Here is a 15,332-nt window from a genome sequence, read left to right as displayed (position 1 = left end):
TGCCTCACTCCTGGCGGTTCAATGCCTCGGCCAGCCATCGCGCGGCGTCACGCGCCCCCTTGCGCAGGGCGGCGTTGTCGCCGATCTTGTTGACGTTGACGTAGCCGATCTGGACGTTCACGTTGCTGAGCCGGAAGACCACGGTGACGTTCTCGGCGTTGCCCTTCGGGCTGACGAACTCGTAGCCGTACGCCTCATCGCCGATGCCGTCGATGTCCTCGACATGGCGGCGCTGCTGTTTGATCCCCTTGGTGAGGCCGACCTCCGGCCAGGTCCACGTGATCTCCGCTCCCTCGTAGGCGTTGTTGCGCCGACCGATGTAGTCCTCCTCGGCGTCTTCCGGGGTCGTGCTCCACCTCTCGGGCCCGCCGATGTCGGCCAGCACCTCGACGGACAGTCCCTTGCCGCGGGTGGTCCACTCGCACATGTCGCCGTCGCGCTTGCCCTTGCCCGCGCCGGGCACGAGCTTGGCGATCCGCGCGGGGGTGAGCAGCGTGCACAGGTTCACGGCGGCGGTGAACTTGGGGGTCTTCGCCGGCTCGGGTTCCTTGCTGGGAGTGGGAGTGGGAGTGGGGGACGTGGTGTGCGGCTGCCGCGTCACGGTCTCCGCCACGGGTGTCGCGGGGGTGTCCGCGGGCCGCAGGGCCACGAACGCCACCGTACCCGCCACCACCGCCGCCGCGACCACCGCGGCGCCGACGATGAGCGGCAGCCGGTTCGCGCGCCCGGCCATCGGCTGCGTGACCGCCAGCGCCGGGCCGCCCTCCGCGACCCGCCGCAGCAACTGCTCGACCGCCTGCGGGGCCGGTCTCTGGGACGGGTCGCGGGCCAGCATCAGCATCAGGACCGGCCCGAGGTTCCCGGCGCGCCGCGGCGGCCTGGGCGGCAGGGTCAGGGCGTCACGCAGCACCGACATGGGGGAGGTGCCCACGTACGGGGCCTGGCCCTCCACGGCCGCGTAGAGCGTGGCGGCCAGCGACCACAGGTCCGACTCGGGCCCGCCGCGCTCGCCGCGCAGCCGCTCGGGGGCGATGAACCCGGGCGACCCGATCAGCAGCCCGGACTCGGTGATCGTCGCCTGGTCCTCCAGCCTGGCGATGCCGAAGTCGGTCAGCACCACCCGGCCGTCGTCGGTCAGGAACACGTTGGCGGGCTTGACGTCGCGATGTTGAATGCCGTGCGCGTGGGCGATCGACAGCGCCTCCAGCACCCGTAACCCGATCGCGGCGGTACGCTCCGGCGACCACGGGCCCTCGGCGGCCACCGCGTCCTTGAGGTCACGGCCTCTGAGCAGCTCCATGACGATCCACGGCCGCCCGTCCTCGGACAGTACGTCGTGAATGGTGATGATGCCCGGATGCCGCAGCTGGGCGGCCGCCATCGCCTCGCGCATGGCCCGCTGCAGCGCCTCCGCCCGCTCGGCCGGGGCGAGGGACTGCGGGAGCAGCACTTCCTTGATGGCGACCTGGCGGTCGAGCAGCTCATCGTGGGCCAGCCAGATGGTGCCCATGCCACCCTGACCGAGCGCCCGAAGCACCCGATAGCGGCCTGCGATTTTGGAATCCCCCAGACCAGGCACGTTGGAGACCATAGTGTGCAAGACTTTCGGTTCGCTATATTTCCATCCCGGACGCGTCAACAGCATCCCATTCGTAATGATCCGCGATGAGGGGTGGTCATGATCCAGGGCCCGCAGGCACCGCAGGCGCCGCCCGTTCCGCCGGCCTCGTACTGGCCGGACGGCGGTGGCGAGCGGCCTGTCTCGTCGAAGGCGCCCGGCTGGGCCAAGGGCGTGCTGGCGGGGGCCGCGGCGGTGGCGGTGCTGGGCGGGGCGCTCATCGCGGTACGCAACGTCGGCCAGGAGGCGCCTCCGGTCGCGCTGCCGTCGCCCTCGTTCGACCTGCCATCCACACTGCCGTCCCATTTGCCGTCCACGCTGCCGTCGTCGCTGCCCTCGTCGTCCGGGCTGCCCTCGGACGCGGCTTCGTCGGGTCCGGCCGAGACGCCCGCGGCCACCTCCACCTTCCCGCCGCTGAAGGCGGTGCCGGAGGTGTGCGACCTGCTGCCCGCGAGCCTGACCAGCCGGCTCGCGCCCAAGTCGCAGTCCGCGCCGGGCGTCCAGAAGGACGGGTACGGAGCGCTGCGCAAGGGCTGCGAGTGGACCCAGGCGGCCAAGAACATCAAGAACGGCACCCTGGAATCGCGGGCCGTTCACCTGGCCGTCAACGTCTGGCCCAGTGTCGAGGCCGCGAGGGACGACGCCGACTTCAACTTCGACTCGATGAAGGACATGGCGGGCACCAAGGAGGAGAACCCCGGCCTGCGGTTCCTGAGCACGTACGGGGAGATGAAGGACTTCGACGGCGTCGGCGACGAGACCCACGCCATGTACACCCAGAACCTCAAGGGCACCACCAACGTCTGGGTCTACATCGTGATGGGCAACACGACGATCAACGTCCGCTACTTCGGCACCGACAACAAGAACGGTGACATCCTGGCCCAGGGCAAGGACACCGAGCCGGTCGCCGAGGACGTCCTCATGAAGGGCGCCCAGGAGGTCGCCGAGCAGGCCGTCAAGGCGCTGACGAGCTGACCTGGCCGGGCTGACCCGCTGCCCTGAGCGGGCTGACGAGCCGACATGACTCGGCTGACGGGCTGACCTGAGTGGACGGCGGCCACGCCACGACTTAGGGTCGTACGACATGACGTCAGACGATCTCCACATCAGGAGAGCGGAGAAGGCCGACGCGGACGAGCTGTTCGCCTTGGCGATGGAGTTCGGGCTGACCTTCAGGCCCGAGCGGGAGGCCTTCGACGCGGCGCTGCCGCAGCTGCTGCGCGATGACGACGTCATGCTGATCGCGGCCGTGGTGGGTGGCCGGGTGCACGGTTATCTGCTGGGGTTCGTCCACCTGACGCTGTTCGCCAACGGGCCGGTCGCCTGGGTCGAGGAGGCGATGGTGCAGAGCGGGTCGCGCCGGCAGGGCATCGGCCGGGCGCTGCTGGTGGAGTTCGAGGCGTGGGCCCGCTCCCGGCAGGCCGGTTACGTGGCCATGGCCACGCGGCGGGCGCCTGAGTTCTACCACGCGCTGGGCTACGAGGCGTCGGCGACGATGTTCAGGAAGATCCTCCGCTAGCGCCGGCCGTGTCGCCACTGTCCCCGCGCCCTGCGTGAATGGGTAACGTTATCCAAATTTGGTGACGGACGCGGAAGCGCGCCCGCAACGGCATCAAACCATTGGGCGGTTCTACCGCTTGTCCTTCCCTTGACCGGTGACGACATCGACGTCTATGGTCGGGAAAATTGTGGAAAACGTTACTCATCCGCTCCGGGCTGTGCGCGCTGTCCGAAGGAGGAGCCTGATGGTGGGCTCGGGAATGAACCGCAGGGCGATGATCGGCACGTCATTATCCGTGGTCGCCGCCGTGATGAGTGCGGGATCCCCGGCACTCGCGCAGGGAGCTGGGAGAATGGACGAGGCGGCAACCCGTTACGGCAGGGTGCGCGGGAAACGCGAGGACGGCATCGTCAAGTTTCTGGGCGTGCCCTACGCCGCGCCGCCGCTGGGCGAGCTCCGGTTCAAGGCGCCGAAGCCGCCCAGGAGCTGGTCCGGCGTACGCGACGCGGTGAGTTTTCCCAACCCGGCCTTCCAGGCGGCGGGTGGCGAGATGGGCCCCACCGGCAACGGCCGGATGCCGGCACCCTCTGAAGACTGCCTTTATCTCAATATCTGGACCCCGGCCGCCGACTGCGAGCGGCGACCGGTGATGTTCTACAACCACGGCGGCGGCTACATGATCGGCTCCGGTTCCGCCACGGGACAGGACGGCACCCATCTGGCGCGGCTCTATGACGTGGTGGTGGTCGAGTCCAACCACCGGCTGGGCATGCTGGGCTATCTGTTCCTGGGCGATCTAGCCGGCGGCGACTACGCCGCCAACCAGGGGATGCTGGACATTCTCGCTGCGCTGCGCTGGACCAGGGAGAACATCGAGAATTTTGGCGGTGATCCCGACAACATCATGGTCTGGGGCGAGAGCGGTGGCGGCGCCAAGACCGCGGCCATCTACACGATGCCGGATGCCGTGTCGCTGTTCCACAAGGCCTCGATCGAAAGCGCCGCACCGCTGCGCCTTCCCACCCGCGAAGGCGCCACCGCCCGGGCCAGGCGCACGCTGGAGCTGTTGGGACTGACCACATCGGACATTCCCCAGCTGCATGAGATTCCGGCCGGGAGGCTGCTCGAGATCCAGCAGTCCGAAGCCGCGAACGGCGTCGCGCCCTGGGGCGACCCTGACCCGCTTCCCGGCTTCGGCGCCTTCGTCGATGGCGCCATCATCCCGCGGCACCCCTTCGCCGAAGGCGTCGCGTCCTTCTCGGCCGGCAAGCCGCTGATGTGCGGCACATGCCGCGATGAAACGGTGTTCTTCAGTCTCTTCGAGCCGCCCGACATCTTCCGCATCGACGAGGCCGGCCTGCGCAGGGAGCTGAGTCGTACCTATCAGGGTGCCGAGCTCGACCAGATCATCAGGACCTTCCACACCTCGCGGCCCGACGCGACGCCGGCGCAGCTCTACTTCGCGATCACGACCTCACCCATCTGGCGCGACGCGATCAAGATCGCGGAGGCCAAGGTGGCGCAGCGCGCCGCGCCGGTGTTCATGTACCAGCTCGCCTACAAGAACCCGACCGTGGTGCCAGGCACCGATTTCCCCATCGGCTCGCCGCACGCGTCGGACATCAACCTCAAATTCGCCAACACCGACAAGAACCTCGACTTCTTCCTCTACGCCGATCAGTCGCCGGGGCGGCTGGCGACCGCGCGGCACATGAGCGCACTGTGGGCGGGCTTCGCCCGTAAGGGCCGCCCCACGGCGACGGACGTGCCGAGATGGCCTGCCTACACGCTCAAAGACCGTGCCACGATGTGGCTCGACGCCGAGTGCGAGATCATCACCGATCCGGACAAGGACGAAAGGTTGTTCTGGGAGAACCGCGCCTGAGGCGCGTCACCCGTCCTGGTGATCAGGCCCAGGGCCGATTCTGTCGGCGCCGGATGGCATTCTTGGGGCGTGAGCATCCACGCGGTGAGCCCGCTCTTCGTCGGTCGCGCCGGCGAGCTGAGCGCGCTCGAGCGCGCGCTGGCCGACGCCCGGACCGGCGCGGCGTCCACCGTGCTGGTCGGCGGCGAGGCGGGCGTCGGCAAGACGCGCCTGGTCAGGGAGTTCGCCGACCGGGCGGGCGAGGCGATGGTGCTCGTCGGCGGCTGCCTGGAGCTCGGCACCGAGGGCCTGCCGTTCGCCCCCTTCACCGCGGTGCTGCGCGGCCTGGTGCGCGAGCTCGGCCGCGACGGCGTCGCGGCGCTCGTGCCCGGCGGCACCACGCGCGGGCTGGCCCGGCTGCTGCCCGAGTTCGGTGAGCCCGACGGCGACGGGTCCGAGGCCCGCGCCCGGCTCTTCGAGCAGCTGCTCGGCCTGCTGGAGCGGCTGGCGGAAGACCGCCCGGTCGTCCTGGTCATCGAGGACGCCCACTGGGCCGACCGATCCACCCGCGACCTGCTCTCGTTCCTGGTCCGCTACCAGCGCTCCGGCGTACGGCTGCTGATCGTCGTCACCTACCGGGCCGACGAGCTGCACCGCACCCACCCGCTGCGCACGCTGCTGGCCGAGCTGGGCCGCGTCGACTGGGTGGCCAGGCTGGAGCTGCGCAGGCTCACCCGCAGGGAGGTCGTCGAGCAGGCGGCGAGCATCCTGGAGCGCGAGCCGTCCGGCCCCGACATGGACCTGATCTACGCGCGCAGCGAGGGCAACCCGCTGTTCGTCGAGGCGCTGCTCAGCGAGTCCGGCGTCGGTGAGGCGCTGCCGGAGTCGCTGCGCGACCTGCTGCTGGCCGGCGTCGAGCGGCTGCCCGACGACACCCAGGAGCTGCTCCGCGTGGCCAGTGCGGGCGGCCAGCGCATCGAGCACGACCTGCTGTCCGCCGTCGCCGGGCGGGACGACGTGGCGCTGTCCAACGCGTTGCGGCCCGCCGTGGCCGGCAACGTGCTGGTCGTGGACGGCGAAGGCTACTCCTTCAGGCACGCGCTGATCCGCGAGGCGCTCCACGACGACCTGCTGCCGGGCGAGCACACCCGCCTGCACACGCGCTTCGCCGAGGCGCTGGAGCGCGACCTGTCGATCCTGCCCGTCCCGCGCGGCGCGATCGAGCTGGCTCACCACTGGCACGCCGCCCACGACACCACGTGGGCGTTGATCAGCGCCTGGCACGCCGCGGCCGCCGCCCGCCGCTCCGCCGCCTACGACGAGCAGCTCAGGATGCTGTCCCGGGTGCTGGAGCTGTGGGATCACGTGCCCGACGCCGCGGAGCGCATCGGCGTCGACCACGTCGACGTGCTCAGGCAGACGTCCACGGTCGCCCACCTGGCGGGCGAGTACGAACGCGCGATGGCCCTGGCCACCGCCGGGCTCGCCGAGATCGACGAGACGGCCGAGCCGGCCAGAGCCGCCAGGGTGCTGCGGCAGCGCGGTCTCACCGGCTACGACCTCAGCCGGCCCGGCCATGTCGACGACCTGCGCAGGGCGGCGTCGCTGGTGCCCGCCGACAAGCCGAGCAAGCTGCGGGCGCAGGTGCTGGAGAGCCTGGCGCGCATGCTCTACGACGACTGGCAGGAGAAGATCTCGACAGCCCGGCTGGCCATGGAGATCGGCCACGAGGTGGGCGACGCCAACACCGAGGCGCACGCGCTGATCAGCCTGACCTGGGCACGCTGCCAGTTCTCCGACATCGACGCCTACCTGGACGGGTTCGCCGAAGCGCGCCGCATCGCGGCCGCGGCCGACGCCTACAACGCGATGCTGCGCTGCGCCATCTCCGAGTCCGACGTGCTGGAGGGCGCCGGCCGCCACGAACGCGCCGCGCAGGTCGCCCGCGACGGCATCGCCGAGGCCGAACGCTACGGCGTGGCGCGCACGTCGGGCACGTTCCTGTCGATCAACCTGGCGGAGCCGCTGTGGTCGCTCGGGCGCTGGGACGAGGCGCTGAAGGTGATCGAGCACGCCCTGGAGCTCATGCCGCCGCCGCCCTACCGGGCCAGCCTGCAGGGGTTGGCCTCCGACATCGTGCTCGCGCGCGGGCGGGTCGATCGGGCCGAGGAGCTGTTCGCGGCCTCACGCAGCGTGCTGGCGCGCGGGCGGTTCCGCGACCAGAGCGTGCTGCCGCACGCCTGCAGGGAGGTCGAGCTCCTGATGGCGCGGGGGCGCCTGGACGAGGCGCGGGAGGCGGCGGCCCGGACGCTGCGTGAGCAGGATCTGCTGGCCAGCCCGCGTTACGCTTGGCCGCTGCTGGTGGTGATCGCGCAGCTGGGCGGGGATCTTGTGGGGGAGCTGCGGTCGGTCGCGGGGCGGCTCGAGGCTGAGGGCGACAGCCAGGAGGCGCACCGGCTCACGTTCATGGCCTTGACGGGGCTGTCCGAGTCCGAGCTGGGTTTGGGGTCTGATCCTGAGTCGGGTGCCGGATCGGAGCTGAGCTCCGGGTCTGGTGTTGGCCCGGGTGCCGGATCGGAGCTGGGCTCCGGGTCTGGTGTTGGCCCGGGTGTCGGATCCGAGTCTGATTCCGTGGCCGGTCTCGATGGCGCGGCCTGGCGGCTCAAGGCGTGGGACGCGGCGGTGGCGGCTTGGGCGGGGTTGCGGGAGCCCTACTCCGAAGCCTGGACCCTGGAGGGTGCCGCCCGTGCGGCGCTGGAGGCCGGTGATCGGCAGGGGGCGGGGGTCAGACTGGCGAGAGCCCGTGAGCTGGCCGAGCACCTCGGTGCGGTGCCGTTGGTCGAGCGGCTGGACGCGTTCGCGCGGCGGGGCCGTGTCGCCGTGGCCGACGACCCGGCGCCCGACGGGCTGCCGTTGGGGCTGACGGCGCGCGAGCTGGAGGTGCTGCGGCACGTGGCCGAGGGGCACAGCAATCGGGAGATCGCGGGGGAGCTGTTCATCTCGGTCAAGACTGTGAGCGTGCACGTCTCCAACATCCTGGCCAAACTGGGCGTCGCCTCCCGCGGCGAGGCATCCGCGGTGGCCCATCGAATCCGCCTCTTCGCCGACGACTGATCGGCCCCACAGCTCGGTGCCTGTCGTCGAGGAGCGATCGGCTTCATGGTCTGGTGCCTGCCCCCGGCACAAGGTGGGGCCGCTGCTGACCTTCGGCACCACGACGTGCGTTAACGCTTGGGCCCTGGCACCCGACCACTGCTGACCTCCGGCACCGAAGCGCCGGTTGGACTCTGGGTCAAGCGGTGTCCCGTGTTGGTGTGGTCAGCCGGTGAGCTGGGCTTCCAGGCGGTAGCCGTCGACCGTGACGTAGACCTGGTCGCCGGGGCGGGCGTTGAGGCGCATGAGGACCGGTTGGAGCGAGTCGAAGACCGGCTGGTGACCCTGCCAGACCAGGACGATGGCGTTGTCGCCCGGGCCGGTCACCGACAGGAGGGTGCCGGGGCGCATGCCGAGCTGCGTGGCGTACCCCTCCGGGACCGGGACCGGGCCGCCTCGGAGGTGCTCGTTGGTGACCTCGATGCGCTGCCAGCGGCGCGGGTCCGACGACGGGCTCGGCAGCGGCGGCGGTGGGGTGGCGGGCGTGCCCGCGAGCGTGGGGGGCAGCATGCCGGAACGGCCGCCCGAGAGGGCGGACAGCGTGGCGAGGGCCGCCGAAGGGTCGATGGCGTTGCTCTCGGCCGAGGGGATGGGCTGACCGCCCCTGTGGTGATGGCCGTTGGCTCCGGGGGTACGGCGGGGGAGCGGCTGGGCCGGAGACGGGGCGGACGCCACCGGGTCCGACGTGTCCGGCAGCGCGTCGAGCCACGCCTTGGCCGAGTGCGCGCGGATGCCCAGCTCGCTGAGCAGCTCCACCACGTCGGTGTCGGCGGGCTGGCCGGCCAGCAGTTGCCTCGTACGGGCCTGCAGGCCGTGAAGGTCGCCCACCACCAGCCAGCCGTCCTGGAGGCGGCGGTCGGGCATGAGCGTCACGAGTACTCGCCAGAGCGGTGTACGCAGCGACGGCACCATCACCGGGTGCGCGGGGTCGGCGCCGATGAGCTGGTCCTGCGTGGCGGCCGCGCCGAGCCACTCCGTCAGCCGGAACATGTGGCCGGTGACCGGCGCCGACTCCGACGAACGCAGCCAGTTCAGCACGCGTTCCTCGGCCGTCCGCTGCGCTTGGGAGAGCGCGTCCCGGTCGACGAGCATCTTGTGGGCGAGCGTACGCAGGCTGACGGGGTCGTCGGCGAACAGTCGGTGTACGGCCACCGCGAGCGCCAGCTTGTCCAGGCTGCGGAACAGGCTGTCGACGACCCGGACCATGGCATGGTCGGTCTCGGACGGTGCGGGCGTCGCCGCCGGTGCGGAGCTACCGATCGGGGCCGGTGTGTCGTACGCGCCGCCGAGGCCCGGAACGCCTGTCACCGGGAGAGAGACGTCGCCGGTGTGCATGTCCGCGTTCGGGGTGCGGGGCGTGGCGCCCAGGTCGCCGGGGAAGGCGCCTCCGGGATGCGATCCCGCGCCGGTTCCGGCGGATGATCCGTTGCCTGCGGGCGTTCCGTTGCCCGCTAGTGGCCCGACAGCGGGGAACGAGCCGGTGCCTGTGGCGGACCTGACAGCCGGGAACGAGCCGGTGCCTGTGGCGGAGCCGACCGCTGGGAAGGAGCCGGTGCCGCTGACGGACCCGTTGCCCCCGGGCGTTCCGTTGTCCGCGAGTGGGCCGGTGCCTGCGAGCGGTCCGGTGGCGGGGCGTGACCCGGTGTGGGGCGTTCCGCCGGGGATGCGGTCGGCGCCTGGCTGGGAGCCCGGTTGGGCTGTCCCGCCGGGACGGTCGGCACCGGACCGGGGGTCGGTGTGCGGGCCACCGGGCGGCAGCTGGCCGCCGGTGGGCGGCGTACCGGCCTGAGAGCCGACGGTGGGGTGCGGACCGGTGTGCGGGCCTGCGGTGGGATGGGGGCCGGTGTGCGGACCGGTGCGCTCGGAGTCCGCGTTGCCGGGGACGTTGGCACCCGGAAGCCCAGTGCCCGAAAGCCCAGTACCTGAGAGCCTCGGAAGGCCGGTGCCTGGACCGTTGGCGGCCGGGAGGCCGGTGTTCGGGAAGCCGCCTTGCTGACCGCCGCCCTGCTGACCGCCGCCCGGGGCATTGGTGCCGGGGAAGAGGCCACCCTGCTGGTTGGTGCCGGGCGGATTGGTGCCGGGAAAGCCGCCGCCCTGCTGGTCGGTGCCGGGCGGATTGGCGTCGGGGGCGTTCGTGTCCTGGCGGGCGGCCTGCGGGCCGGACTGAGGTTGCGGAGCGGACAGGGGCTGCCGACCGGCCGCGGGTGCCGGGGCGCCCTCGTTCTGCGCCGGGAACGAGCCGGTCTGAGAGGGTCCGCCCGGGGCGGGGGACGAGCCGGTGTGAGAGGCACCGCCCGGGGCGGGGGACGAGCCGGTGTGAGAGGCACCGCCCGGTGCGGGGGACGAGCCGGTCTGGCGGGCGGCCCCGCCCAGAGCGGCGAAGGAGCCGGTCTGTGGCCCACCTTGACCCGGGAGGGAGCCCGACTGCGGCGCCCCCTGGACGGGAAAGGAGCCGGTCTGGCGGGGAGAGCCGCCGTTGTCCTGGGCCACGGCGGGCAGCGGGCCGGTGTGCGCCGGGCTCTGGCCCGGACCACCGTCGCGCTGGCCGGGGCCTCCATCGCGCTGAGGGCCACCGTCGCGCTGGCCGGGGACCGTGCCGCGCTGAAGCGGACGGGTCACCTCTGGATGGCCCTGCCCCGGATGGGCGGCGGGCTGGCCCGGCCGGGTCTGTGTCGGGTGACCTTGTGGTGCGGACTGGGTGGCGGGCTGGCCGGGTTCGCGTTGGACCGGGATGCGGCTGAGCACCTCGCGGAACACCGAGCCGATCACCACTTCAGGCGTGGCCGACGGCGTTTTCAGGTCGCCGGGCGACAGGCGGCGCAACCGCTGCCAGCCACCCAGGCCGGTGATCGCCGTCCTGGTGGCCTCCGGCCAGCCGGGCAGCGCCGGGTCGATGGGGTGCACTGTCAGCGCGGGCAGAACGTCAGAGAGGGCCAGGTGGTCCCAGCGGGCTGAGGCCAGCAGGGCGAGCCGGTCGCAGATCCAGTCGAGTCCGGTCGTGCCGAGCGCCCTCGACAGGGCGACGGACGACCACCACCCGGCGGGCAGGCGCGGATCGCCCAGCGCCTCCGCGACTTGCTGGGGACGGCTCCAGCGCAAGGCAGGGACCAGGTCGCTCAGGCAGATCGATGACTCGACTTCCATCGGCGGACCTTATCCTCCCCAGTGAGCCGCGTGATGCCACTCAATACGCATGTGGTTCTTGGTGCAGCCTACGCGGCAAGCTATCAATCGGTGTGAATAGGGTAAAGAAGGTTCAGCTCCAAACCGTACCGTGGCCGACCGCCCACCAGGGCCACGCACTCGGCTCCGGCGCGGCATCCGGCGTCCAAAGACTGCCCTTCACCGGCGCCGTTCAACCTCGCTGTGAGATATCCCGCAGCGAACGCATCGCCCGCTCCCGTCGAGTCCACGACCTCGGCTGGAACCCCCGCCGCCGCCGCCGTCACAGTGCCCTCCGTGGCCGCCAGAGCGCCCTGGGGTCCCAGCTTGACGATCGCGGTGCCGTACTTCTCGCTGAGGAGCTCTGCGGCCCGCTCGGGCGTCCGCGCTCCGGCGAGCAGGAGGGCTTCGTCCCGGTTGGGGATGATGAGGTGAGCGGGGGCGGATTCGCGCAGGAAGCGATCGACGCCGAACTCGCGCAGAAAGCCGGTCGAGGCGGGATCCATGCTGACGGTCACCCCGGCGGCGCGGGCCTCGGCCATGGCGAGCCTGGCCAGTGCCAGCCCCGCCTCCGCGAAGAGCGTGTACCCGGACAGGTGCAGGCGGCCCACGCCGTCGAGCAGCGAGCCGTCCCAGTCCTCGGCGGAGATCCGGCCGCCCGCGCCGCGGTTGGTGAGGAACGAGCGTTCGCCGGTCCGGTCCACCATGGCGATGACGATCGCCGTGGGGTGGTGGGGATCGACGCGTACGTGCGGGCGTACCCCGGTCTTGCGCAGCTCGGCGGTGTGCCACTCGCTGCTGTCGTAGCCGAGCCGGGCCAGCAGCCGTACGTCGGCGCCCAGGTGGGCGGCCCAGGAGGCGGTGTTCGCGCCCGAGCCGCCGGGACGGAGCACGATGTCGGCGGCCGTGTCGGTGCCCGACATGACCGGAGTGTCGTGCAGGGCCACCACATCGGTGACGACGTCGCCGATGACGAGGAGGCCGCCGCCGCTCACGCTCGTGACCAGGCGAGCGCGATCTGGGCCGCGAGGGCGACGTTGCCGCGGACCGCGGCCAGGTTCGCCTCCAGGGAGGCGCCGCCGGTGCCGCGTACCAGGTAGTCGAGGAGGAACGGGGTGATCTTCTGCCCGGTCACGCCCTCGCGGTCGGCGGCGGCCAGCGCCTCGCTCAGCACGCGGTCGTGCAGCTCCGGATCGAGCTGCTGGTCCACCGGGATGGGGTTGGCCACGATCAGCGCGGTCTCCTGCCCGCCGAACCCGTCCTGTCCGCGCATGATGGCCGCGGCCTCGTCGGCCGACTCGATCCGCCAGTCGATCGGCTCGCCGGAGGAGTGCAGGTAGAAGCCCGGGAAGGTGTCCGTACGGTATCCCGCCACGGTCGCGCCGCGCGTCTCGAGGCGCTGGAGGGTCGCGGGCACGTCCAGGATCGACTTGACCCCGGCGCACACGACGGTGATGCGGGTACGCGCGAGCGTGTCGAGGTCGGCCGACTCGTCCTGCGCCTGGGTCCAGCCCCGGTGCACGCCGCCGAGCCCGCCGGTGGCGAAGATCCGGATGCCCGCGCGGGCGGCCAGGAACGAGGTGGCCGACACGGTCGTCGCGCCGCTCGCCTTCAGCGCCGCGGCCACCGGCAGGTCGCGCTGGCCCAGCTTGCGCAGGCCCGACTCGGTCGCGATGCGTTCGAGCTCCACCTCGTCCAGGCCGACGCGGGCGACGCCGTCGAGCACCGCGATCGTGGCCGGTACGGCACCCGCCGCCCTGACGACGTCCTCCAGCTCCCGGGCCACCGCCAGATTGCGCGGCTGCGGCAGGCCGTGCGAGATGATCGTGGACTCCAGGGCCACGACCGGAGCGCCGGTGGCAAGGGCTTCGGCGACCTCGTCGGACGGCCGGAGGATGGGGTCGGCGGCGCTGCGCATGTGGGTTTCGTGCTCCTTCGTAGGACGGCTTGGTGGAACGGTCTATTTTACGAAGCTTGTTCCGGATAAGCACGTTACGGAGGAGGACATCCACCGGTGATCACACGAGAAGCATGACACCCGCCAGCGAGATGGTCGCGATCATGCCGGTGGCCATGGCGCCGAGCAGCAGCACGCGCCCGCCCTTGATCAGCGCGCGGGCGTCGATCCCCGTACCGAGGCCGAACAGGGCGGCGGCCATGAGGACGTTCGTGACCTGGGGGATCACGGTGGTCACGGCGGCGGGGACCAGGCCGCTGCTGCGGAGCGCGACCATCGCCAGGAAGCCGGCCACGAAGAGCGGGATGACCGGCGGGCGCTTGAGCGGGCCGGCGGTATCGAAGCGGTGGCGGTAGGAGGTCAGGGCGACGATCGGGGCGAGCAGGATGACACGACCCAGCTTGACCGTGACGGCGGTCGCCAGCACGCCCGAGGCGGCCCCGATCGCGGCCACCTGAGCCACCTCGTGCACCGCCGCCCCGGCCCACACTCCCAGCTGCGTCGCCGACAGTCCGAGCCAGGACGCCGCCAGCGGCACCACGGCGATGGAGGCGGTGCCGTACAGGACCACCACGCTGAGCGCACCGGCCGCGTCCTCGTCGGAGGAGCCGTCGGTACTTTCCCGCATGGCCGCGATCGCGGCGGCGCCGCAGATCGAGACACCGGTGGCGACCAGCAGTGACGCGCCCGGCGTGAGGCCGAGGCGGCGGCCGATCAGCGGAGTGAGCGTGAACGTGACGCCGGTCGCCACCACCACGACGGCCACCGCCCGCCAGCCCAGCGCCAGCACCTGCGGCACCGCGATCTGCAGGCCGAGCAGCACGATCGCGATCCGCAGCACCCGCTTGGCGACGAACCGCAGACCGGGCTTGAGCCGTTCGCCGACGCCCACCAGGTTCGCCAGCGCCGCGCCCGACACCACGGCGATGGCCGCGGGGCTGAGCACGGGCACGAACCGGTTCACGACCAGCGCGAACACCACCGCCAGCGCCGCCGCGCCGATCCCAGGCAGACGATCGTCGCGCAGACGATCACCAGGTGGACGATCGTGCGGCACGCGCGCGGTGGAGTACATGATCCCAGTGTTCTGAGCGCCGGAAGGGCTCGGTAGCCACGCGTTGCCTAGTAGGTCATAGCCTTGGGCTATGAGTACGCTGCCGGATCTCGACTCGCTCAAGCTCCTGGTCGACGTGGGCGAGCTGGGCAGCCTCGGGCAGGCGGCCAAGGTCGCGGGCATCGCCCAGCCGTCGGCCAGCAAGCGGATCGCGCACCTGGAGCGCCGCCTGGGCCTGCCGCTGCTGGAGCGTACGCCGCGCGGGTCCACGCTGACCGCCGAGGGCAGGATGGTGGCGGGCTGGGCCGCGCACGTGCTGGCCGCCGCTCAGGAGCTGATGCGCGCCGCCCAGGCGGTACGGCGCAGCGAGGCGGCTCATCTGCGGGTGGCGGCGAGCATGACGGTGGCCGAGTACCTGGTGCCGCGCTGGCTGGGCGAGCTGCAGAACCGGGAGCCTGACGTCCAGGTCGGACTCGACGTGGTGAACTCCGCCGACGTCGCCGCCCGGGTCCTGGCCGAGGAGGTGGAGCTGGGCTTCGTCGAGGGGCCGAGCGTGCCCGAGGGGCTGGCCAGCCGGGTGGTGGGCACCGATCGGCTGGTGGTCGTGGTGGCGCCGGGGCACGCCTGGACGCGGCGCCGTACCGCGCTGATGGGGGCGGAGCTGGCCGCCACGCCGCTCGTCGTCCGCGAACCCGGCTCGGGCACCCGGGAGACGCTGGACGTGGCGTTCAGAAGCCTGCACCGGGCCAGCCCGCGCCTGGAGCTGGGCTCGAACTCGGCCGTCAAGGGTGCCGCCCAGGCGGGGGCGGCGCCCGCGGTGCTCAGCGGGTACGCCGTGGAGGCGGAAGTGGCCACGGGCCGGCTGGTGGAGGTGCCGCTGGCCGGGATCAACCTGGTCAGGAGCCTGCGCGCGGTGTGGCGCCGCGGCCGCTCACTCGCCGCCCCGGCCGCCACCCTCCTGGCGATCGCCAGCCGACCCTGACCGAGGGTTTTGCCGCTTCGGCAAAGCAGCTTGCGATC

General features: G+C 71.9%; 10 protein-coding genes. 5 read left to right on the top strand and 5 right to left on the bottom strand.

Annotation, left to right across the window (positions count from 1 at the left end; translation table 11 throughout):
• Nucleotides 1-4: 4 nt before the first annotated feature.
• Entirely contained in the window at nucleotides 5-1,591 is a 1,587-nt protein-coding gene (locus tag AB0B61_RS25795; protein WP_358436502.1) for a serine/threonine-protein kinase, read from the bottom strand.
• Between the two features lie 87 nt (nucleotides 1,592-1,678).
• Here AB0B61_RS25795 and AB0B61_RS25790 point away from each other — a divergent pair, with 87 nt between their 5' ends.
• The 4 genes from AB0B61_RS25790 (at nucleotide 1,679) to AB0B61_RS25775 (ending at nucleotide 8,100) form a co-directional block, all read left to right on the top strand.
• Nucleotides 1,679-2,596, top strand: coding sequence for a hypothetical protein (locus tag AB0B61_RS25790; protein ID WP_358436499.1), 918 nt, complete (start codon nucleotides 1,679-1,681; stop codon nucleotides 2,594-2,596).
• 109 nt (nucleotides 2,597-2,705) lie between these two features.
• A complete protein-coding gene (locus AB0B61_RS25785) occupies nucleotides 2,706-3,140 on the top strand; it encodes a GNAT family N-acetyltransferase (protein ID WP_225289643.1) in 435 nt (144 codons plus the stop codon).
• A gap of 136 nt (nucleotides 3,141-3,276) precedes the next feature.
• Nucleotides 3,277-5,007, top strand: coding sequence for a carboxylesterase family protein (locus AB0B61_RS25780; RefSeq protein WP_358436497.1), 1,731 nt, complete (start codon nucleotides 3,277-3,279; stop codon nucleotides 5,005-5,007).
• Nucleotides 5,008-5,076: 69 nt separating this feature from the next.
• Nucleotides 5,077-8,100 carry an AAA family ATPase gene (locus tag AB0B61_RS25775; RefSeq protein ID WP_358436494.1) on the top strand — a complete coding sequence of 1,008 codons (3,024 nt, stop codon included), beginning with the start codon at nucleotides 5,077-5,079 and terminating at the stop codon, nucleotides 8,098-8,100.
• 204 nt (nucleotides 8,101-8,304) lie between these two features.
• Here the strand turns inward: AB0B61_RS25775 and AB0B61_RS25770 are convergent, their stop codons facing one another.
• From AB0B61_RS25770 to AB0B61_RS25755, 4 genes are all read right to left on the bottom strand, one after another.
• Entirely contained in the window at nucleotides 8,305-11,283 is a 2,979-nt protein-coding gene (locus tag AB0B61_RS25770) for a hypothetical protein (protein WP_358436492.1), read from the bottom strand.
• 83 nt (nucleotides 11,284-11,366) lie between these two features.
• Entirely contained in the window at nucleotides 11,367-12,296 is a 930-nt protein-coding gene (locus tag AB0B61_RS25765; protein WP_358436489.1) for a sugar kinase, read from the bottom strand.
• On the bottom strand, nucleotides 12,293-13,219 hold the full coding sequence (locus AB0B61_RS25760) for a pseudouridine-5'-phosphate glycosidase (protein WP_358436487.1): 927 nt from the start codon (nucleotides 13,217-13,219) through the stop codon (nucleotides 12,293-12,295). The genes AB0B61_RS25765 and AB0B61_RS25760 overlap by 4 nt, the downstream gene beginning before the upstream one ends.
• A gap of 100 nt (nucleotides 13,220-13,319) precedes the next feature.
• Entirely contained in the window at nucleotides 13,320-14,333 is a 1,014-nt protein-coding gene (locus tag AB0B61_RS25755; RefSeq protein ID WP_358436485.1) for a putative sulfate exporter family transporter, read from the bottom strand.
• A 70-nt stretch (nucleotides 14,334-14,403) separates the two neighbouring features.
• Between AB0B61_RS25755 and AB0B61_RS25750 the strand changes: the two genes are divergently transcribed.
• Nucleotides 14,404-15,294 (top strand): LysR substrate-binding domain-containing protein, encoded by an 891-nt coding sequence (locus tag AB0B61_RS25750; RefSeq protein ID WP_358436482.1) that lies wholly within the window; start codon nucleotides 14,404-14,406, stop codon nucleotides 15,292-15,294.
• The last annotated feature ends 38 nt before the right edge of the window (nucleotides 15,295-15,332 follow it).

It is taken from the genome of Nonomuraea sp. NPDC049158, from assembly GCF_040648335.1.
GTDB lineage: Bacteria > Actinomycetota > Actinomycetes > Streptosporangiales > Streptosporangiaceae > Nonomuraea.
This window is presented reverse-complemented; position numbering and strand designations above follow the sequence as displayed.

Excerpts from the sequence above, each read along its gene's own strand:
- AB0B61_RS25795 (WP_358436502.1), bottom strand. The coding sequence starts at position 1,591 with ATGGTCTCCAACGTGCCTGGTCTGGGGGATTCCAAAATCGCAGGCCGC.
- AB0B61_RS25790 (WP_358436499.1), top strand. The coding sequence starts at position 1,679 with ATGATCCAGGGCCCGCAGGCACCGCAGGCGCCGCCCGTTCCGCCGGCC.
- AB0B61_RS25785 (WP_225289643.1), top strand. The coding sequence starts at position 2,706 with ATGACGTCAGACGATCTCCACATCAGGAGAGCGGAGAAGGCCGACGCG.
- AB0B61_RS25770 (WP_358436492.1), bottom strand. The coding sequence starts at position 11,283 with ATGGAAGTCGAGTCATCGATCTGCCTGAGCGACCTGGTCCCTGCCTTG.
- AB0B61_RS25760 (WP_358436487.1), bottom strand. The coding sequence starts at position 13,219 with ATGCGCAGCGCCGCCGACCCCATCCTCCGGCCGTCCGACGAGGTCGCC.
- AB0B61_RS25755 (WP_358436485.1), bottom strand. The coding sequence starts at position 14,333 with ATGTACTCCACCGCGCGCGTGCCGCACGATCGTCCACCTGGTGATCGT.
- AB0B61_RS25750 (WP_358436482.1), top strand. The coding sequence starts at position 14,404 with ATGAGTACGCTGCCGGATCTCGACTCGCTCAAGCTCCTGGTCGACGTG.